17 protein-coding genes are annotated in these 19,609 nt (G+C 68.4%); 2 read left to right on the top strand and 15 right to left on the bottom strand.

What is annotated here, in order from left to right:
- Nucleotides 1-108 precede the first annotated feature (108 nt).
- Nucleotides 109-1,986, top strand: a complete 1,878-nt coding sequence (locus ACFZCE_RS22030) for a glycoside hydrolase (RefSeq protein ID WP_390942649.1) — start codon at nt 109-111, stop codon at nt 1,984-1,986.
- Here ACFZCE_RS22030 and ACFZCE_RS22025 read toward each other — a convergent pair.
- The 8 genes from ACFZCE_RS22025 to galB form a co-directional block, all read right to left on the bottom strand.
- Nucleotides 1,967-3,175 carry an MFS transporter gene (locus ACFZCE_RS22025; protein WP_390942648.1) on the bottom strand — a complete coding sequence of 403 codons (1,209 nt, stop codon included), beginning with the start codon at nt 3,173-3,175 and terminating at the stop codon, nt 1,967-1,969. The genes ACFZCE_RS22030 and ACFZCE_RS22025 overlap by 20 nt on opposite strands.
- 703 nt (nt 3,176-3,878) lie before the next feature.
- Entirely contained in the window at nt 3,879-4,367 is a 489-nt protein-coding gene (locus tag ACFZCE_RS22020; protein WP_390942647.1) for a DUF2269 family protein, read from the bottom strand.
- Nucleotides 4,368-5,483, bottom strand: a complete 1,116-nt coding sequence (locus ACFZCE_RS22015; RefSeq protein ID WP_390942646.1) for a saccharopine dehydrogenase NADP-binding domain-containing protein — start codon at nt 5,481-5,483, stop codon at nt 4,368-4,370.
- A 392-nt stretch (nt 5,484-5,875) separates the two neighbouring features.
- On the bottom strand, nt 5,876-6,781 hold the full coding sequence (locus ACFZCE_RS22010) for an NAD(P)-binding domain-containing protein (protein ID WP_390942645.1): 906 nt from the start codon (nt 6,779-6,781) through the stop codon (nt 5,876-5,878).
- Entirely contained in the window at nt 6,778-8,064 is a 1,287-nt protein-coding gene (locus tag ACFZCE_RS22005; RefSeq protein ID WP_390942644.1) for a cation:dicarboxylate symporter family transporter, read from the bottom strand. Before ACFZCE_RS22005 ends, ACFZCE_RS22010 begins: the two co-directional genes overlap by 4 nt.
- Nucleotides 8,065-8,120: 56 nt before the next feature.
- On the bottom strand, nt 8,121-9,197 hold the full coding sequence (locus ACFZCE_RS22000) for a 4-oxalomesaconate tautomerase (protein ID WP_390942643.1): 1,077 nt from the start codon (nt 9,195-9,197) through the stop codon (nt 8,121-8,123).
- 3 nt (nt 9,198-9,200) lie between these two features.
- Entirely contained in the window at nt 9,201-9,923 is a 723-nt protein-coding gene (locus ACFZCE_RS21995) for a 4-carboxy-4-hydroxy-2-oxoadipate aldolase/oxaloacetate decarboxylase (RefSeq protein WP_390942642.1), read from the bottom strand.
- Complete coding sequence (galB, locus tag ACFZCE_RS21990) at nt 9,920-10,657, bottom strand: 4-oxalmesaconate hydratase (protein WP_390942641.1); 738 nt, start codon at nt 10,655-10,657, stop codon at nt 9,920-9,922. Before galB ends, ACFZCE_RS21995 begins: the two co-directional genes overlap by 4 nt.
- Before the next feature lie 114 nt (nt 10,658-10,771).
- Between galB and ACFZCE_RS21985 the strand changes: the two genes are divergently transcribed.
- Nucleotides 10,772-11,956, top strand: a complete 1,185-nt coding sequence (locus ACFZCE_RS21985) for a LysR substrate-binding domain-containing protein (protein WP_390942640.1) — start codon at nt 10,772-10,774, stop codon at nt 11,954-11,956.
- 129 nt (nt 11,957-12,085) lie between these two features.
- On the opposite strand, the gene ACFZCE_RS21980 is transcribed toward ACFZCE_RS21985, so the two are convergent.
- The 7 genes from ACFZCE_RS21980 to ACFZCE_RS21950 are packed head-to-tail and all read right to left on the bottom strand — an operon-like array spanning nt 12,086 to nt 19,298.
- A complete protein-coding gene (locus ACFZCE_RS21980) occupies nt 12,086-12,877 on the bottom strand; it encodes an aldolase/citrate lyase family protein (RefSeq protein ID WP_390942639.1) in 792 nt (263 codons plus the stop codon).
- A 13-nt stretch (nt 12,878-12,890) separates the two neighbouring features.
- Nucleotides 12,891-13,652 (bottom strand): UTRA domain-containing protein, encoded by a 762-nt coding sequence (locus ACFZCE_RS21975; RefSeq protein ID WP_390942638.1) that lies wholly within the window; start codon nt 13,650-13,652, stop codon nt 12,891-12,893.
- Nucleotides 13,652-14,824 carry a CoA transferase gene (locus ACFZCE_RS21970; RefSeq protein ID WP_390942637.1) on the bottom strand — a complete coding sequence of 391 codons (1,173 nt, stop codon included), beginning with the start codon at nt 14,822-14,824 and terminating at the stop codon, nt 13,652-13,654. The genes ACFZCE_RS21975 and ACFZCE_RS21970 overlap by 1 nt, the downstream gene beginning before the upstream one ends.
- Nucleotides 14,821-15,972 (bottom strand): acyl-CoA dehydrogenase family protein, encoded by a 1,152-nt coding sequence (locus ACFZCE_RS21965; RefSeq protein WP_390942636.1) that lies wholly within the window; start codon nt 15,970-15,972, stop codon nt 14,821-14,823. The genes ACFZCE_RS21970 and ACFZCE_RS21965 overlap by 4 nt, the downstream gene beginning before the upstream one ends.
- 13 nt (nt 15,973-15,985) lie before the next feature.
- Nucleotides 15,986-17,359, bottom strand: coding sequence for an MmgE/PrpD family protein (locus tag ACFZCE_RS21960; protein WP_390942635.1), 1,374 nt, complete (start codon nt 17,357-17,359; stop codon nt 15,986-15,988).
- On the bottom strand, nt 17,356-18,750 hold the full coding sequence (locus tag ACFZCE_RS21955; protein WP_390942634.1) for an MFS transporter: 1,395 nt from the start codon (nt 18,748-18,750) through the stop codon (nt 17,356-17,358). Before ACFZCE_RS21955 ends, ACFZCE_RS21960 begins: the two co-directional genes overlap by 4 nt.
- A 44-nt stretch (nt 18,751-18,794) precedes the next feature.
- Nucleotides 18,795-19,298 (bottom strand): MaoC/PaaZ C-terminal domain-containing protein, encoded by a 504-nt coding sequence (locus ACFZCE_RS21950; protein WP_390942633.1) that lies wholly within the window; start codon nt 19,296-19,298, stop codon nt 18,795-18,797.
- Nucleotides 19,299-19,609: the final 311 nt, after the last annotated feature.

Raw genomic sequence — 19,609 nt, 5'->3', positions numbered from 1 at the left:
GCGCCGGCCGGCGCGGTGCTGGCCGGGTAATGTTCGGCAACCGTTTTGCGCTAGGAGTATTCCGAGAAAAACAGGACCCTACCGGCCCTGTTCGCAAGGAGTGCTTCCATGCCTCGCTGTCTGCTCTTCTGTGTGTGCCTGCTCAGCCCCTGGGCCCAGGGCCTGACCCTGGAAAACGCCGATTGGCGTATTAGCGTAAACCCCGCCACCCTGGCCATGGTCGCCCGCCCCGCCGGCGGCGGCGAGCGGGTGCTGTCCGCTGCCGGCCCGCTGGCGCCGGTGCAGGGCCTCGAGCACCACGCCAACCTGGCGCGCTGGCGCCACGGGCCCTTGGGCGTGCAGGTACGCCTCGACGGCCCGGTACTGGCCGTGTCCTTCGAGGCGGGCGCCCCCGGCGAGCTCACCTGGCCGCGCCTGCCGCCCAGCACCGACGGGCTGCTGCTGCCGCTCAAAGAGGGCCATTACATCCGCGCCGAAGACGCCGCCTGGCGCCATGCCCTGGCCACCGAGCACCAGCAGCTCAGCCCTACCGAAGACCTCAGCCTGCCAGCCTTCGGCCGCGAAAACGGCCGCCACAGCCTCAGTTGGCTGCTGGCCACGCCTTATGACAACCAACTGGCCTTCGAGGTGACCGAAGCGGGCATCGGCCTGGCGGTCAGCCATCGTTTTACCCCGCTCGAGGCCGAACGCCGCTACGAGGTGCGCATCGTGCTCAGCGAGCAAGACCTGCTGGCACCGGCCAAGGCCTGGCGCGCCTGGCTGCAGCAACGGGGCGAGTGGGTGCCGCTGCGCGCCAAGCTGGCGGCGGTCGAGGAGGGCGGCCGGCTGCTGGGCGCCTCGCACCTGTACCTGTGGGGCGGCGGCTGGCCCCAGGCCCTGGCCGCGCTGCAACAGGCCGGGCTGCCGCGGCTATGGCTGGGTTTGCCGCAATGGACACAAGGCCTGGCCGCGCCCGAGGCGGTGGCCGCGGCGGTGCACGCCGGCTACCTGATCGCCCCGTACGATTCTTACGACACCGCCTTGCCCGCCGGCAACCACCGGCAAAGCTGGCTGACCGCGCAAATGGGCGAGCGCGTGTACCGCGAGTGCGGCGTGCACCTCGAGGGCGGCGGCCGGCGCAAGGGCTTTGGCGGCGAGGGGGTGTACACCAACAGCGCCTGCGTGCAGCCGGTGCTGCGCGAGCGGGTGCCGCGGCTGCTGGCCGGGGCACCGTTCAACAGCTGGTTTCTCGACGTGGCCGCCACCGGCATGCTGTTCAACGACTTTGACCCGGCCAAGCCCACCAGCCAACGCCAGGACGCCGCCAACCGCCTGGCGAGCATGGCCTGGGTTGCCACCGAGCAGCGCCTGCCGGTGGGCTCTGAAGTGGGCGGCGCGGTGGCCAACGCGACCGCGGCGTTTGCCCACGGCATGCAAACCTCCGGCTTTGGCTGGCGCGACCCGCAGATGCGCCAGCAGCGCAATTCGCCGTATTTTCTCGGCCAATGGTGGCCCGAGGGGCAACCGGCGGTGTTCTTCAAGCCTGCCCGGCTCAAGGCCGAATACCGGGCGCTGTACTTCAACCCGGCGTCGCGCCTGCCGTTGTTCCAAGCGGCCTACCACGACAGCCTGATCACCACCGACCACTGGACGCTCGACACCCTCAAGTTCCCCGAGGTACAGGCCACCCGTGAGCTGCTGGCGCAGTTGTACAACGTACCGCCGTTGCTCAACCTCAGCGCCGCCACCGCGGCGCAGCGGCTGCCGTACCTGCAGGCGCTGGATGGGTTCTTCCGGCCGCTGCACCAACGCCTCGCCCACCAGGCGCTGGTGGACTTCCGCTGGCTCGACCGCGCCGGCGAGGTGCAGCAGGTGCGCTTTGCCGACGGCACCCGGCTGGTCGCCAACTTCGGTGCCCAGCCTTGGCCCGAGGGCCCGGCGCCGGGCAGTGTGGTCGCCTACCTGCCTGAGGGTGGGCAGCGGGTATTCACCGCACCGGGCGCCTGAGCCGCAGCAAGTACAGCGCCCCTACCGCTGCGCCGAGCAGCCCGGCCAGGGCGCCGACCGCCATGCCCCAGCGCGGCCCGCCGTGGTCGACCACCCAGCCCACCAGCGGCGCGCCCAGCGGCGTGCCGCCCAGCGCCACGCACAGGTACAGCGCCATCACCCGCCCGCGCATGCCGGCCTCGGTGCCGAGCTGTATCAGCGCATTGCAGCCGGTGGTGAAGGTTTGCGCGCACACCCCGCACAGCACCAGCAGCACCGCGAACACCCCGTAGCGCGGCGCCACCGCGGCCAACCCGCAGCCCACGCCGAACACCAACGCCGCCAGCACCAACCGAGGCAAGCGGGCCTCGGCGCGGCGCGCGGCGAGCAGCGCGCCGCTGACCGAACCGATGGCCATCGCCGAGGTGAGCAGGCCGAACTCATCGGCGCTGGCATGGAACACCCCCACCGCCATGGTGGAGATATAGATCGGGAAGTTCAGGCCAAAGGTGCCGACCAGGAACAGCATCAGCAGCACGGTTTTCAGCGCCGGCCGGGCCGCCACGTAGCGCAGCCCATCGGCCAACCCCTTGCGCCCGCGCGGGGCACGGCCGCCGTGCAGCTCAGCGCTGCGCAAGCGCGCCAGCGCCAGCAGCACCGCGGCGAACGACAGCGCGTTGACCAGCAACGCCCAGCCGGTGCCGACCCCGGCGATCACCCACCCCGCCGCCGCGGGGCCGAGCAGCCGGCCGCTGTTGAACGAAGCGGAATTGAGCGCCACCGCGTTGGCCAGGTCGGCGTCGCCGACCATCTCGCCGACGAAGGTTTGCCGCGCTGGCGCATCGAACGCCGCCACGCAGCCCTGTAGCCCCGCCAGCAGGTACACCTGCCACAACGCCAGCCAGCCACCCAGCGCCAGCACGCCCAGGCACAGTGCCAACAGGCCCATGCAGCCCTGGGTGAGCATCAACAGCTTGCGCCGCTCGAAGTGGTCCGCCGCGTAGCCGGTCAGCGGCATCAACAGCGCCTGCGGGCCGAACTGCAGCGCCATGGTGATGCCCACGGCGGTGGCCTGGTGGTCGGTGAGCTGGGTCAGCACGATCCAGTCCTGGGCGGTGCGCTGCATCCAGGTGCCGATGTTCGACACCAGCGCGCCCGCGGCCCACAGGCGGTAGTTGTAGCTGTTGCGCAAGGCGCGGAAGGTGCTCATGGCAGCACCGGGGCAGGGCAGTGGGTGGCAAAAGGCATGGGCATGGCCGCGTATGGTCTGATTATTGTGATGGGCAGGTAACGACCCGACGAACGGTAAGGCGGGTGTCGCGCGCAGACTGCGCGCTACCCTCTACAAACCAGCAAAACTGTACAACCCTTGTAAGCCAAGGCTTACAGCGTGTCAGCCGTTTCCGGCAGCATAGCGAGGCTGATGAGTTAAACGTTTCACCGATAGAGCGGAACGATCATTTGGGTAGTTTGGATCCTTGAAAGTTGCACTACCGGTGGTCGAGGAAGATGAACGGCTATTACAGTAAATAAAACTTCTGGCAATAATGGCGCCGCGCCATCTTTCTGGCCACTTAACCACTTCGTCAACTTTCGAGAATTAGGGTGAATACCATGCTGCGCGGCCTTTTGCTGGGATTGTGCATCCTGCCATTGATGGCGTGCTCCACGGGCTATAAATTCACCATGGCGGACGGATCCACTGTGGCTAGCCCGCAACCCCCGGTGTTGAGCGGGGGGGCTTATCGTTTCACAGATGCCCAAGGCGTTGACCAGGTGCTGTACCTGTCACAGGTTAAACGATTGGACAAAGAGTAATCGCGTTTCTTTCGTATTTAATCCACCGGCGCCTAGCGCCGGTTTTTTTAACTTTGCGCTGAAACGGTTCGCCGCAAAGTTCATCGCCCTTGTGCTCAGCCCAGCCCCAGCCAGGCGCCGAGTGAGCGCTTGGTGACCATCAACAGCACCGTGATGAACATCCCGCTAAAGCCCGCCACGCCCATCCAGAACCACGGCCGGTACTGCCGCGCGAAGGCTTCATCCAGTGGCTGCCCGGCCGCGGCGGCGGCTGCCGCGAGGTGGCGCAGGCGGCCTTGCAGCACCAGCACGGGCAGCCACAGCAGGCCCACCGCGGCGAATATCAACAGCGCGTCGCGCAGCCAACCGCTGCCCAGGGGCCAGCCGGCCAGGTAGGCCATGCCGAGGCCGCTGGCCAGCTGCAGCACCCCAGCGGGGGTGGTGACCCAGGTGTCGAAGCGCACCACCAGCCGCGCCACCTCGGCCACCACCACCGGGTTGCGCCCGCGCACGGCGGCGATCAGGTACAGGTACGAGCCCATGCCGAAGCCGAACAGGAACACCGCGGCGATGATGTGCAGGTATTTGACGAAAAAATACAGCATTCAGCCGCGCCCCTCGTGCCACTGCGCGGTAAGGCGCACGTGCTGTTCATCGCCGATGGCGGCCAGGTACTCGGCCACGCTGAGCTCGCCCACGCAGGGCCGCGCGCCGGCGGCCGGGCGGTAGCCGGCGGCGAGCTTGCGCGCCAGCGCCACCGCCGCGCAGCTGGGGATTTCCGGGCCTTTGTCGTGGCTGGCGGTGAGCTGCAGGCGCAGCCGCAATGGCTGGCCCTGCTGGCCGTGGCCACGGCAGTCGATGTACATCGCGCTCAGGCCATCGCCAAAGCGCTCGCAGCGCAGGCCCAGGCGGTGCAGGCGCGCGGCCCAAGGGGTGGGGTCATCGACCAGCCGCAGCCGGCGCGCGGCGGCCAGTAGCCAGTTGGCCAAGGCGCCGGCCATCAGCCCGGGGCCGGCCTTGAAGCTCAGCGAGCGGGCGCCGTAGCGCGGGCCGAAGAGGTCCATGTCGGGCACATCGACGTTCGCCAGCAGGCGCCAGCCCAGCCCTGGCAGGCGCCGCAGCACCAGGCCCTGCCAACCCGGCACTGGCTGCGGCTGGCCGCCGCGGCGTTGCAGGATTGGCTGCCCGGCGTAGGCCAGCACGCCCTGCACGGTCGACAACCCAGGCATTTTCGCCGATGAACTGATGCCGTGCTCGATGTGCTCGATCCGCGCGAAGCGCGCGCGGTGTTCGTCGATCAAGGCGCTGGACAGGGTTGGCACCGAGCTGCAGCCGCTGAGCAGCGCCACCCCGGCGGCCTGGGCCTGGGCATCGAGCACGCCGATGCCGTTGACGAAGGTACGGCAGTCGGCGAGGTCGCAATAGTGCGCACCGGCGGCCAGGCAATGCTCGGCCACGGTGTAGGCCTGGCCCTGGAACGGGCCGCCGGTGTGGATCACCAGTTGCGCGCGCTGTTCACGCAGCGCCTCGGCGAAGGCCGGGCTGTGGGCGTCACCGCACCAGCGTTGCGGCTGGCCGCCCAGCGCGGCGGCCAACGCCTCGAGCCGGGCGGCGTTGCGCCCGGCCAGGGTCAGCTCGATGCCGGGCTCGCGGCTCAGGTGGCGGCACACGATCCGCCCGAAATTGCCGTAGGCACCGATCACCCACACCTTCAACGCCATGGCCGCCTCCTTGAAGCAAAGGACGGCGATTCTAGGCGAGCGGGGCCCTTGGCTCAACGGTTCCAGAGGGTTGCAAAAGGGTTCTCACGCGCGCGGCCCTTCGCCCGGCATAGCTGTAATGCTATTCACTTAAGCCATTTCAGAGCTTCATGGTAGGGATCGATCTGTGAGCACTGCAGATTTTGTGCATGAGCTTCAGGGCCTATCGCCCGGCACAGCCGGCCTCCCACGGGTTCTGTGTTTCTTCAAAATCAATGGCTTACACAAATCTGGTGGGAGGCCGGCTGTGCCGGGCGAGGGGCCAGTCAGGCCATGCGCTCAGTAAAACCAGTTGAGGACAATCAGGGCTTTTTATCCTCAATTGAGCGCGCTGATTGCTTACGTGAACGGCATTACCGCACAGCCGGCCTCCCAGCGGCCAAGCGGTCCACCAACGCCTGCCAACTGAACGGCTCCAGGTCGGCGTAGGTCAGGCCCTCGGCAGCGATCCGCTCCACCAGCCCGCGCTGGGCCTGCACCGTGGCCTGGCTCATGTGCGCCGGCACGCCGGCGTCTTCGGCGGTGCGCGCCACTTCTTCCATTTCCTCGGCGCGGCGCCGGCCGTGCTCGGCGATGCGGCTGACCAGGTAGCTCGGTAGCGCCGCGTCCCAGCCCATGTGCGGGAAGCTTTTATGCAGCGAGGCCAGCACCTCGGTTTCGGCGCCGTACTGGCGGGCGGTGCTCAGGCATTCGCAGGTCAGGGCCTCCAGGCCCTTGATCATGATGCTGCGGCACATCTTGATCGCCGAGGCCACACCGACCGCCTCGCTGACCACCCGGGTGTTCAAGCCCAGCGCATTGAGCGCCGGGCCCAGCCCGCTGGCCTGGCTGCCGCCCAGCAGGATCGGGGTTTGCAAGCGTTGCGGCGGCACCGGGGCCATCACCGCGGCGTCGACGTAGTGCGCGCCGCTGGCCTCGATCAAGGCGCAGGCTTCGCGCTTGGTGTTTGGCGCCACCGAATTGATGTCGATGAACACCTGCCCGGGGCGCAGGTGCGCGGCCAACTCGCCGGCCACCGCCAGCGCGGAACCGGCGGTGACCGCTGAGAACACCCATTCGGCGCCTTCGGCGGCCGCCGCGGCGCTGGCGCACAGGCGCACGCCGCACTGGGTGGCCTTGGCCTGCAGCGCCGCCAGGCTGCCGGGCTGTTGTTGCAGGCGGTCGTAGGCCTGCACGCGCAGGCCTTGGGCGGCCAGGTCTTGGGCGAGGATGCCACCGGCTTCACCGAAGCCGATCAGGGCGATGCAAGGGGTGCTCATTCAGGTTTCTCCGTCAGGGGCAGGGCGGTAGGGGTTGGCGCGGGGCGGTCGTCGCCCTCCAGGCAGGCGTTGAAGCGGTCACGGTCGAACAGCCCTTCCCAGCGGCTGATGACCAACACCGCCACGCTGTTGCCGATCACATTGGTGGTCGAGGTGGCGATCGCCAGTACTCGGTCGATGCCGAACAGCAGGCCGATGGTGCCGGCCGGCAGCACCTTCACCGATTGCAGGGTGGCGGCCAGCTTGACCACCGCGCCGCCGGCGGCGCCGGCACCGCCCTTGCTGGTCAGGAGCATGACCCCGAACAGGCTCAGTACCTGGGCGAGGGACAACGGCGTGTCACTCACCTGGGCCAGAAAGCCCAAGCCGCAGGCCATGTACAGGCACGCGCCATCGATGTTGAAGCTGTACCCGGCCGGCAGCACAAAGCCCACCACGGCCTGGTCGCAGCCAGCTTTGTGCAGTTTGTCGACCAGCCGCGGGAAGGCCGCTTCGCTGGAGGCGGTGCCCATGGCGATGATCGCTTCTTCCTTGATCACCCGCAGGATCTTCACGATCGACAACCCCGCCAGCGCCGCCACCGTGCCCAGCACCAGGAAGATGAAAATCAGCACGCTGGCGTAGTACGTGAGGATGTAGCGCAGCAGGTACAGCAGGGTGGCGTGGCCGTAGCTGCCCACCGCCGCGGCCATCGCGCCAAAGGCGCCGAGCGGCGACAGGCGCATGATGTAGCCCAGCAGCTTGAACACGATCACCTGGCCTTCTTCGAGCAGCTTCAGGCCCACCCAGCCGGGCTTGGCGCAACTGGCCACGGCCAGGCCGACCAGCACGGACACGAACAACGCCGGCAGGATTTCTTCACCGGTGAATGCCGACACCACGGTTTTCGGGATGATCGACAGCAAAAAGCTCACCGTGTCGAAACTCGGCACAGTGCCTGGCGCGCCCTGGGCGGCGCCTTCGAGGCTGACGTGCAGGCCATCGCCGGGGCGTACCAGGCTGACCACCGTGTAGCCCACCAACAGCGCCAGGGTGCTGACCACTTCGAAGTAGATCAGGGTTTTGATGCCGATCCGCCCGAGCCGGCGGAAGTCGCCGATGTGGGCGATGCCATGGACCACGGTGAAGAAGATGATCGGCCCCAGCAGCATCTTCAGCAGGGCGATGAACGCGCTGCCGAGGGGTTTCATCTGTACCGCGAGGTCCGGCGCGAGCAGGCCCAGGGCGATGGCCAGGGCCATGGCGATGAGTACCTGGATGTATAGCTTGCTAAGTATTTTCATGTGCAACGACCTTCGCGAACGTATTGTTGTTGTGAATCGCGGGGTGGGCCGGGGGGTTACCCCGGCCAGATGTCGGCAGGCACCAGCACCTTGCCGTCGAACAGCAGCCGCGCGGTGCGCAGCAGGCCACAGCCGGCCAACTGGCCGTTGTCCAAACGCAGTTGCACGGTGAACTCGCCACTGGGGTGCTCCACCGCCAGCCGTACGTGGTCACCCTCGGGCACCCGTGCCAGGCCGTCGCACACGCTGCCCGCCAGCAGGCACGCCGAAGCCACGCTGACCGCGCCGAACACGCCGATCGAGGCATGGCAGCGGTGCGGGATGAAGGTCCGCGTGGCCAGCGCGCCGCCGGCCTGGGGCGCGGCGATCAGGCTCATTTTCGGCACCGTGCGCTGGCTCACATCGCCCAGGTTCATCGCCCGGCCCGCTTGCAGGCGGATGGCTTCAAGGCGCTCGCGCAGCGCACCGTTGGCGTCCAGCGCGGCGGGGCTTTCATCGCCGCGCAGGTTGAAATCCGCCGCGCGCAGCAGCACCACCGGCATGCCGTTGTCGATGCAGGTGGCGGGTACACCGTCGAAATGGTCCAGCACCTGGCCGGTGGGCAGCAGCGCGCCACAACTGGAACCGGCCACGTCGGCGAACTCCACCACCAGTGGCGCGCCGCTGCCGGGCACGCCGTCGATGCGCGCGTCGCCGCTATAGCTCACCTGGCCCCCGGGGGTAGGCACATGGGCCAGGGCCAACTGGCCGGTGTTGACCATAAAGATGCGCACCGCGGTCAGCTCGCCGCGGGCCTGAACCAGCCCGCGCTCGAGGGCGAACGGGCCGACCCCGGCAAGGATGTTGCCGCAGTTCTGGCCCCAGTCTACCCGCGGCTGGTCGACCACCACTTGGGCGAAGTGGTAATCCACGTCGGCATCCGGCCGCGCCGAGGGGCTGATCACCGCGACCTTGCTGGTCAGCGAGTGGGCGCCGCCGAGGCCGTCGATCTGCCGCGGGTCGGGCGAGCCCATCGCCGCCAGCAGCACGCGGTCGCGCAGGGCTGGGTCGGCGGGTAAGTCGCTGGCGAGAAAGTACGCCCCCTTGGAGGTGCCGCCGCGCATCATCAGGCAGGGAATGCCGCGTTGGCCCATGGCTCAGCCCTCCAGGTCTTCGAGCCGGTCGACGTAGCGCAGGCCTTTTTCCGCCAGGCGCGGGCGCATGGCGTAGATGTCCAGGCCCAGTTCACCGGCCGCCATGCGCTGGCGCTTGGCTTCTTCGTTGGCGGCGCGCTGGTCGGCGGCGGCCAGCACCGCGTCGGCATCAGTGCGGCGCACCACCACAACGCCGTCGTCGTCGGCGATGATCGCATCGCCTGGCATCACCAGTTGCCCGCCGCACAGCAGCGGCACGTTCACCGAGCCGAGGGTTTCCTTCACCGTGCCTTGGGCGTACACCGCCCGCGACCACACCGCAAAGCCCATCTCGCGCAGGGTGCGGGTGTCGCGCACGCCGGTGTCGGTGATCAGCGCGCGCACGCCGCGGGCCTTCAGCGAGGTGGCCAGCAGGTCGCCAAAATAGCCGTCTTCGCAGGGCGAGGACGGCGCGACCACCAGCACGTCACCGGGCCGGCACTGCTCCACGGCGACGTGGAACATCCAGTTGTCGCCGGGGGCGACCAGCACCGTCACCGCACTGCCGCCCACGGCGAGGTTGTGCTGGATCGGGCGGATCGCCGGCGCCAGCAGGCCTTTGCGGCCCTGGGCTTCGTGCACGGTGGCCACGCCATGGGCGGCCAGCGCCTCGACCGTAGCCTGGGCGCTGCGCTCGATGTGGCGCACCACCACCCCGGGTTTACCGATCAGCTGCGAGAGGTTCATGCCAGCTCCTCGGTGACCCGCGGGAACACGCTCTGGAAGCCCTCGGCGTACTGGATGTGCTTCGCTGCGGTGATGCCGATATTGCGCTTGGCCTGCACACCGCGTTGCAGCGCGACGCGGGTGTAGTACTCCCACAGGTGTTCCTGGCCGGCCATGCACTGGATGGCGGCGTACTTTTTGGCCCACACCTCGGTGATGTCGAGGAACACGTCCGGGCACCAGCCGCATTGCTCCGGCTGGTGGGGCTCGAAGGCGTACACCGGCGGCGCGGCAACGATCTGCTCGCCGGGCTTGTAGCCTTCGGCCTGGGCGATGATCCGCGCTTCCTGGGCGAGGTCCATGGCGCGAGGGTGGTCGTAGTTGTACGGGTCTTTGAGCGAGTGGCTGAGGACGAACGCCGGCTGCACGCGGCGGTACACATCGGCCAGGCGCAACAGGTGTTCCTGGGTGATCTGCAGCGGGTAGTCGCCGAGGTCGAAGAACTCCACGCTGGCGCCGAGGATGTCGGCGGCGGCCTGGGCTTCCTCGCGGCGCGCGGCCTTGACCGTGGCTTCGGTCATGTTGCCTTTGCGCCACAGCTTGGCCGACTCGCCACGCTCACCGAAGCTCAGGCAGACGATATGCACCTGGTAGCCACGGCTGGCGTGCAGGGCGATGGCGCCGCCGGCGCGCCAGACAAAATCAGCGGAGTGGGCACTGACCACCAGGGCGGTCTTGGCGGGGGATACGGGCATGGCAGGCTCCTTTTTTGTTGCCCACAGGTTTGCATGGGGCGCCGCCGGGGCATAATGCAAAGGCTTGCATCAGCTATGCGTTTTGGTTATCGCCCGTACCGTTCAGGAGCCTCCATGGCCACCGACCTGCCCAACCTCATGCACATTCGCGCGTTCGTCCGCGTGGCCGACCTGGGCAGCGTTTCGCGTGCCTGCCACACGCTGTTCCGCGCGCAGTCGGTGGTGACCCGCGCCATCAGTGACCTGGAGCAGCGCCTGGGCGCGGTGCTGTTCGAGCGCCGCGCCAACGGCATGCTGCTGACCGACGCCGGCAAGCAGGTGTTGCCGCGGGCACGCGAGGCACTGGCGGAGCTGGCCAGCATCGCCGCGGCCGGCAGCGAGCCGTTGTACTTGCTCAACACCCGCCGGCTGGAGGTGTTCGTGCGGCTGTGCGCCTCGCGCCACATGCAAACCGTGGCCAGCCACTTTGGCCTGACCCAGCCGGCGGTCAGCGCGGCGCTGAAGGTGCTTGAAAACGGCTTCGGCGAGCCGCTGTTCGAGCGCAGCGTGCGCGGCCTGCTGCCCACCCGCGCGGCCCAGGAGCGGGTGTACCCGGTGCGCCGCGCGCTCAACGCGCTGCGCCACATGGACGCCGAGCTGGCCGCGCTGCATGGCCAGGTGCAGGGCGCGGTGACCATCGGCGCGTTGCCGCTGGGGCGCACGCGGATCCTCCCGCAGGCAATCACCGGGCTGCTCGCCGAGCACCCGCAGGTGCGCATCGCCACCCACGAAAGCCCCTTCGAGTGGCTGGCCAGTGAACTGCGCGCGGGCGATGTGGACTTTATCCTCGGCGCCCTGCGGCCCAGTGACTACGCCTCGGATTTACACAACGAACCGCTGCTCACCGAAGAAATGGTCGTGCTCGGCCAACGCGGCCACCCGCTGCTGGAGCAGGGCGTGAGCCACCACGACCTGGCCCACGCACGCTGGATCCTGCCGCGCGCGGCCACCCCGGCGCGGCAGTTGCTCGACGGTTACTTCACCGAGCTGGGCCTGGAGCCGCCGGTGCCGGTGGTCGAAACCGGCGACCTGGCGTTGATCCGCGGCTTGCTGTTGCAGTCGGGCATGCTCGCGGCCGTGTCGGCCCACCAGTTGGAATACGAGATCGCCAACGGCACCTTGCAGCGCCTGCCGCTGCAACTGCGCCACACCACCCGGGCCATTGGTTTGATTTATCGCGCCAACGCGCTGCACAGCCCGGCGGCGTTGGCGTTGATGGAGCAGGTGCGGGTGGCGGTGGGGGGCGGTGGCCAGGTTTGAGGGCCCTTCGCCCGGCACAGCCGGAGTGCCGGACCACGGCCTCCCACCAGTTTTGTGTAAGCCATTGATTTTGGGCTCAACACAGAACCCGTGGGAGGCCGGCTGTGCCGGGCGAAGGGCCCTCAAACCCTAGCCCAACATCCGCCGCGCCCGCAGCACCACCGGCGCATCGATAAGCCGGCCGTCCAGGCTCACCGCGCCCACCCCTGGCTGGGCGTCGGCGGCGGCCACCACCCGTTCGGCCCAGGCGCGTTCTTCGGCGCTGGGGGCGAAGCCCTGATTGATGCCCGGCACCTGCTTGGGGTGCACGCACAGTTTGCCGGCAAAGCCTAACTGCCGCGCCTGCTCGACGTCGGCGAGCAGCGCCGGCTGGCTGTTCAGGTCCAGGGTCACGCCGTCGACCGGCGGCTCGATGCCGGCCATGGCGCTGGCCAGCACCAGGCGTGAGCGGGCGTACAGCAGCTCCAGGCCGTCGCCGAGGATGCCGCAGTCGTGTTGAAAATCCACCGAGCCGAAGGCCAGCCGCAGCACCCGTGGCGCGGCGGCGATCTCGGCAGCGTTCCACACGCCGCGGGCGCTTTCGACGATCGGCAGGATCATCAACCCCGCCGGCAAGCGCTCGGCCAACTGGGCGAGGGTGGCGCCATCGCCGGCCTTGGGCAGGCATACGCCGAGCAGCCCGGGGGTGCTGAGCAGGGCGAGGTCTTCGGCGTAGTGCGCGGTGTCTGCCGCGTTGACCCGGACCCACGCCTGGCCACCGCTGCGCAGCCAGTCGTCGACCGCGGCCCGGGCCTGGGCCTTGTGGGCCGGCGCCACGGCGTCTTCGAGGTCGATGATGACCACGTCGGCGCCGGCCGCCACGGCCTTGGCGAAGCGCTCGGGGCGGTCACCGGGTACGAACAGAAAGGAACGGGCGAGCATGGGTGCCTCCGTTTCAGGGCGCCTGCCATTGCAGGTGCTGGGTGATCGAATAGGTAAAGCGTTCGCCCGGGTGCAGGCTCACCGCCACTTCCAGCAGCTCCTGGCCGGGCCCGTAGTAGCGGCGCAGCACCGACAGCCCAGCGCTGCCCGGCGCCACCTGCAGGCGCGCGGCCGCGGCCGGGGCGATCAACACCGCGCTGATGTCTTGCCGCACCTGTACCACTTGCAGACCGTAGCGCTGCTCGATCAGCGCGTAGATCGGCACATGGCCGTCACCGAGGTCTTCGGCCACCGCGCGGTAGGGGCGGGCGATGTACACGTCGGTCCAGGCCAGCGGCACCGGGTCTTCGCCGCGGTACCGCAGGCCGGTGAGGTGCAGCCAGGCCTGGCCGGGGCCGCATTCGAGCAGCTCGGCCAGTTCGGCGCCGGCGTTGAGGTCTTCGATGTGCTCGATGGCCAGGCGCACGTCTTGCACGTACTGGTGCAGGTCGGCGATGTTCTCGTTGGCCTGCACGTAGCGCGAGGCCACGTGGCTGGCCTTGACCCGGCTGCCCACGCCCTGCTGCTTGGCCACCAGGCCGAGGTCACAGAGCCGGCGGATCGCCTCGCGCACGGTGTGGCGGCTGACCGCGAACTGCGCGCACAGCTCATGCTCGGTGGGCAGCAACTCGCCCACCGGGTAGCGCTGGCTGGCGATGTCGGCCATCAAGGCCTGGGCCAGCACCAGGTAACGGGGTTGGCTGCCGGCCAGCGGCGAGGGCGGGGCGAGGTTCATCAGTGCGGTTCTCCCTGGGCACGTGCGCGCCGCAACGGCCCGAGAATCCGTTCGTTGTCGGCGCCCAGGCGCGGCGCGGCCTGGCTGGGCAGTGTTTCACCCGGGCAGCGGATCGGGCAAGCCAGGGTGCTGATATGCCCGCGCACCGGGTGCGCGGTGGCCTGCACCAGGCCCTGTTCGCGGGCGAAGGGGGTGTCCAGCGCCTGCGCCACGGTGTTCACCGGCGCCGCCGGCACGCGCCCGGCGAAGTGCTCCATCCATTCGCCGGTGCGGCGGGTCATCAGTACCTGGTCGAGCTCGGCGGTCAGCTCATCGCGGTGCGCCAGGCGCGCCTTGAAGTCGCTGTAGCGTGGGTCGGTGGCCCACTGCGGCTTGCCGATCAGCTCGGCCAGCACCGGCCAGAATTTCTCTTTGTTGCACATGATGAACATCCAGCCGTCGGCGGTCTTGTACAGCTGGCTGGGCACCAGCGACGGGTGCGCCGAACGTGGCGCGCGCTCGGTTTGCACGCCCTCGTTGAGGTACCAGGTGGCCAGGTAGTTGACGTTGTGCATGGCCACGTCGTACAGGCTCACGTCGATGTCACGGCCCTGGCCGGTGGCGCGGGCACCGATCACCGCGCTGGTGAGCGCCAGGGCGGCGGTGGTGCCGGTCATCATGTCGATGATCGAAATCCCCAGCCGCGCCGGTGGCCCGCCCGGTTCGCCGGTGATCGAGCAGTAGCCGGCCTCGGCCTGCATCAGGTAGTCGTAGCCCGGCCAGGCCTTGCGCGCGCCCTCGCGGCCGTAGGCCGAGAGGTGCACGCACACCAGCGCCGGGTTGTGCTCGGCCAGCGCCTCGTACGTGAGGCCGAGTTTTTCCGGCAGGTCGCCGCGCAGGTTGTCGTAGAGGGCGTCGGCGGTTTTGATCAGCTCGACCAGCAGGGCTTTGTCGTCGGGTTTTTTCAGGTTCAGGGTGATGCTCTGCTTGTTGCGGTTGAACGACTGAAAGAAGTGGCTATCGCCCGGTTCGAAGAAGTGCGGGCCCACCGCGCGGCCGACTTCGCCGCCCTCGTCGGGGTTCTCGATCTTGATCACCTCGGCGCCCAGGTCAGCCAGGTGCTGGGTGCCGAAGGGGCCGGCGCCGTACTGTTCCACCGCGATAATGCGCACACCGTGCAGGGGCAAACTCATACCGGGAACCTCTCGACCAGTTGCCGCGCGATGATGATGCGCTGCAGTTCGTTGGTGCCTTCGCCGATGGTCAGCAAGGGCGCGTCGCGGTACAGCCGCTCGACGTTGTATTCCTTCGAATAGCCGTAGCCGCCGTGGATGCGCATGGCCTCCAGGGCATTCTCCACAGCGGCTTCAGTGGCGAAGTACTTGGCCATGCCGGCTTCCATGTCGCAGCGCTCGCCGCGGTCATAGGCCTTGGCGGCGGAGCCGGTGAGCAGCCGCGCGGCTTCAACGCGGGTGGCCATTTCGCCCAGCTTGAGCTGGATCGCCTGGTGCTCGCAGATCGGCTTGCCGAAGGTTTTGCGGGTTTGGCTGTAGGCCAGCGCCTCGTGCAGCGCGGCGCTGGCCACGCCCACGCCGCGCGCGGCGACGTTGATCCGGCCCAGCTCCAGGCCCGACAACACCTGCTTCAGGCCCAGGCCCTCGACGCCGCCGATCAGGCAATCGACGGGCACGCGGAAGTCTTCGAACACCAGCTCGCAGGTGTCGATACCGCGGTAGCCGAGTTTCTCCAGCTTGCGCGCCACCTTGAAGCCCGGGCCTTTTTCCGCGATCAGCCAGCTCATGCCCTTGTGCCGCGGCTGCGCGGTGGGGTCGGTTTTCACCAGCAGGGCCACCACGCCGCCGTGCAGGCTGTTGGTGATCCAGGTTTTCGCGCCGTTGACCACGTAGTGCTCGCCCTCGCGGCGGGCAGTGGTGCGGATCGCTTGCAGGTCGGTGCCGGCGTCGGGCTCGGTGAAGCCCACCGCGCCACGCAGCTCGCCGCTGGCCATGCGCGGCAGGAACCGCTCTTTTTGCGCCGTGGTGCCATGGCGCTGGATCGCCGAGGCCATGATCAGGTGCGAGTTGATGATCCCCGAGAGCGACATCCAGGTGGCGGAAATCCGCTCGACGATTTTCGCGTAGGTGGCGGTCGACAGCCCCAGGCCGCCGTATTCGGGGGCGATGATGCAGCCGAACAGGCCCATGGCCTTCATCTGCTCGACCATTTGCTCGGGGTAGGTGTCGTTTTTTTCCAGCTCGTGCACGTAGGGCTTGGCTTCGGTTTCGAGGAAGCGGTCCAGGGCATCGAGGATCATCTGTTCTTGTTCGTCGTAGTCGTTCATCTGCGGCTCCTGGTCAGGCGGGGGCGGCCAGCGTCGCGGCCAGTTGCGCGGCGCTGTGCTGTTCAAGGTTGAGCACCGCGCCGATCACCTGCTCGGCGCGTTGGGCGGCGAAGGCGGTGGTGATGTTGGCGTGGGCCTTGGCGGTGATCTCGGCGTTGCTCAGCGGCCGCTCGGCGTTGCCACGGTTGATCGCTTCGCGGTGGCTCAGCACCTGGCCGTCGTCGAGGGTGACGCGCACCTCGCCGCTGTAGTGGCGGGGGAAGCCCGAGGCGGGGTCTACCCGGTGCTCGACCTTATCCGCCAGGGCCAGGACCTCGGGGGCGGTCAGTGCCGCGCCGTCTTGCTCGGCCAGGCCGAAGCGCCCGCGCAGCAGGCCGCTGGCGACCGCGTAGTGGATGCTGAACTGCGCCTCGTAGCTGTTTTTTGGGCGGCGCTTGCTGGCCACCGGCTCGCATACCACGCCCACCGTTTGCGCCGGTACCCACGCCTCGATGTGGCGAATGCGCTGCACCTCGATGCCCTGGTTGTGCAACAGGATCGCGGCGTCGGCGCAGGCGTGGGTGAAGTGGCAGGCCGGCAGCGGCTTGACCGCCACCTGGAGAATTTCCCACTGATCGTTGAGCCCGGCCACGGCTTCAGCGAGGTTCAGCTCATCGGCGGCGCTGCCCAGGCATAGCCGGTACAGGCCATAGCGGCCCTCGTAGGCCGCCGCCGGGCCAGTGATGCCATGCCGCGCCAGGGTGGCCGCGGTATAGCCGGCGGCGCCGGCCCAGCCGGGGTGCAGGCGTTTGGTCCAGGCGCCGTCTTCGAGAAACTCCAGGCTGCCGCCGGCCATGCTCAGGGCGATGCCCTGGGCCATGGCCATCTGCGCTGGCGCCTGGCCTTGCAGGCGCCCGGCGATCAGCGCCGCGGCAAAGGCGCCGACCAGCCCGGTGGGGTGGAAGCCGCGCAGGTGAAAGCCGCCCTGGGCCACCGCGGCAACCCGAGTGGCGGCTTCCATGCCGGCAATGTACGCCGCCAGCAACTCACTGCCACTGAGGCCGTAATGGGCTGCCAGCACCAGCGCGGTGGGCAGGCAACTGGCGGTGGCGTGGATCACCCCACGGCCGTGGGTGTCGTCGTAGTCCAGGCCATGCACCAGTACGCCGTTCAGCAGGATCGCCTCGCGCGGCGCCAGGCGGGCGTTCAGGCCGATCACCGGGCTGTTGCCGCTGCTCAGCTCCTGGGCCGCGGCCAGGCTGCGCTGGGCAAATTCATAGCGGGTGGAGGCAAAGCCGATGCCGATGGCGTCGAGCATCAGGTACCGGGCGCGTTCGCGCACCGCGTGGGGTACCGCGCCGAGGTGCAATTCGCTGGCAAAGGCGGCGAGGGTCTGGGCGATGTTCATCGGCTGTCTCCTGGCTGGGCGTGGAGGGGGCCTTGCGGCTGCGGCTCGGCGCTGGCGCCGGGGGCGATCGCCTCGAGGGCGCTGCGGTTGGTGTCGACCCCCAGCAGGCCGATGGCCACGGCCATCGCCAGCAGCATCACGCTGACCATCGCCAGCACGCCGACCACCCCGAACTGCTGGAACAGCACCACGGCCAGGTAAGAGGTGGCCATCGACGCCAGCCGCCCGCACACCCCGGCCACCCCGGTGCCGCGCAGGCGCAGGTGGGTGGGGAAGAGTTCCGGCACGTAGCCGAACAGGCCGAAGGTGACGATGGTGTAGATGCAGGTGACCAGCGCAAAGCCGACCCCGGCGATGCCGGCGGTGCTGGCCATGTTCGGGTAGATCACGCCTAGGCCGATGGCCAGCAGGGCGAACAGGATCAACCCGCGCGAGCGGCCGAGGCGGTCGGCGATGGCAAAGCCGAGCAGGGCGCCGGCCGGCGCGCCGAACGACATCAGCGTGGTAAAGCCCAGCGACTTCACCACCGTGTGCCCTTCGCTGACGAAGAACGTCGGCAGCCAGGCGACGAAGCCATACACCGCCACGTTCACCGCCATCGCGGTGATCGCCGCGGTCACCGTGCGTGGCCAGATGTTGCGCGCCAGCAGGGCCCGCAACGGCACCCGCGGCACCTGCAGGTTCTGCGTGCGCGGGCAGTCGGCCAGCGGGCCGTGCTGGGCACTCACCTCGGCTTCGATCTCGCTCACGGTGGCTTCGGCCTCGCGGTGCCGGCCGCGGGCTTCGAGCCAGCGCGGGGACTCCGGCATGCGGTGGCGCAGCACCCAGATGACCACCGCGCCCACCCCGGCAATGGCGAACATGTAGCGCCAGCCCACGCTGGGGATCACCACGTAGCCAATCAGGGTGGCCAGCACCAGGCCGGAGTTGACGATCAGCGCCAGCAGGGAAATCCATCGCCCGCGGTACTGCGGCGGGATGAACTCGCTGAGGGTGCCGGCGGCGATCACCAGCTCCGCGCCCAGGCCGATGCCCATGATGAAGCGCAGCACGATCAGGCTCTCGATGTTCGGCACGAAGCACGCCAGCAACGAGGCGATGCCAAACAGCAACAGGTTGAACTGGTACGAGGCGCGGCGCCCGAGGTGGTCGCCGAGCACCCCGGCCAGGCCCGCGCCGATCACCATGCCGAAAAACCCGGCGCTGACGAACAGCGCGTTCTGCGCCAGGGTGGAGAAGCCTTCCTTGTACATGGCGGCGCTGACGCCGCCGGCGATGTACACGTCATAGGCATCGATGCAGGCCCCGGCGCCGATCAGGCCGAGGATTTTCCAGTGAAAGCGCGACAGGGGCAGGCGGTCGAGCCGCGCCCCGGAGCTGACGGGGGTCATCACTGCGATCTCCGATTGTTGTTGTTGGAGGAGGAGCAGGGGGCTCAGGCGATACCGTTTTCGAACCCGCGCTTGGCGATCAGCGCCGTGCGGATGAAGTCCATCACCGGGCTGCCGTCGGCCTTGTAGGCACGGGTTTTCACCGTGACGATGCCCTGGGTCGGGCGTGAGCGGGATTCGCGTTTTTCCAGCACTTCGGATTCGGCGTAGAGGGTGTCGCCGCAGAACACCGGGCCGGTGAGGTTGATTTCCTTCCAGCCGAGGTTGGCGATGGCCTTGCCGCTGACGTCGTTGACGGTCATCCCCAGCACCACCGCGACGGTGAGGCCGCTGTTCACCAGCAACTGGCCGAATTCGCTCTGGGCGGCGTAGGCGGCGTCGCAATGCATGGGGTGGAAGTTCATCGTCAGCAGCGAAAACTGGATGTTATCGGCTTCGGTGAGGGTGCGGCCGGGGCGGTGTTCGTACACATCGCCAACGGTGAACTCTTCGAAGAAGCGGCCATAGCTGGCGCGGTAGCGCTGCGGGGCAATTTCGATGGCGCCCATGGGGGTCTCCTGTTGTTGTTATGTGACCGGTTATGCGGTTGTCCGGACAACAGGGAGCGTAGGTGATGAATGAAGGGGCTGCATGGCCGTTGGTCGTAAAGGCTTTAGCCCATCGCCCGGCACAGCCAGGACGCTGTTCACTTAAGCAATTTCACGGCTTTTAGGAAGGGATCAATCTGTGAGCTCTGCTGATTTTGTGCATGAGCTTCAGGGCCTATCGCCCGGCACAGCCGGCCTCTCATCAAACAAAAAATATCCCCTTGTTTTTTAAAAGAAAAAATCAAGCAGCCCTCACCAGTTCCATCCCCAAC

Origin of the sequence: Pseudomonas sp. NPDC007930, from assembly GCF_042958985.1 — a bacterium.
In the GTDB taxonomy this organism is placed as follows: Bacteria; Pseudomonadota; Gammaproteobacteria; order Pseudomonadales; family Pseudomonadaceae; genus Aquipseudomonas.
This window is presented reverse-complemented; position numbering and strand designations above follow the sequence as displayed.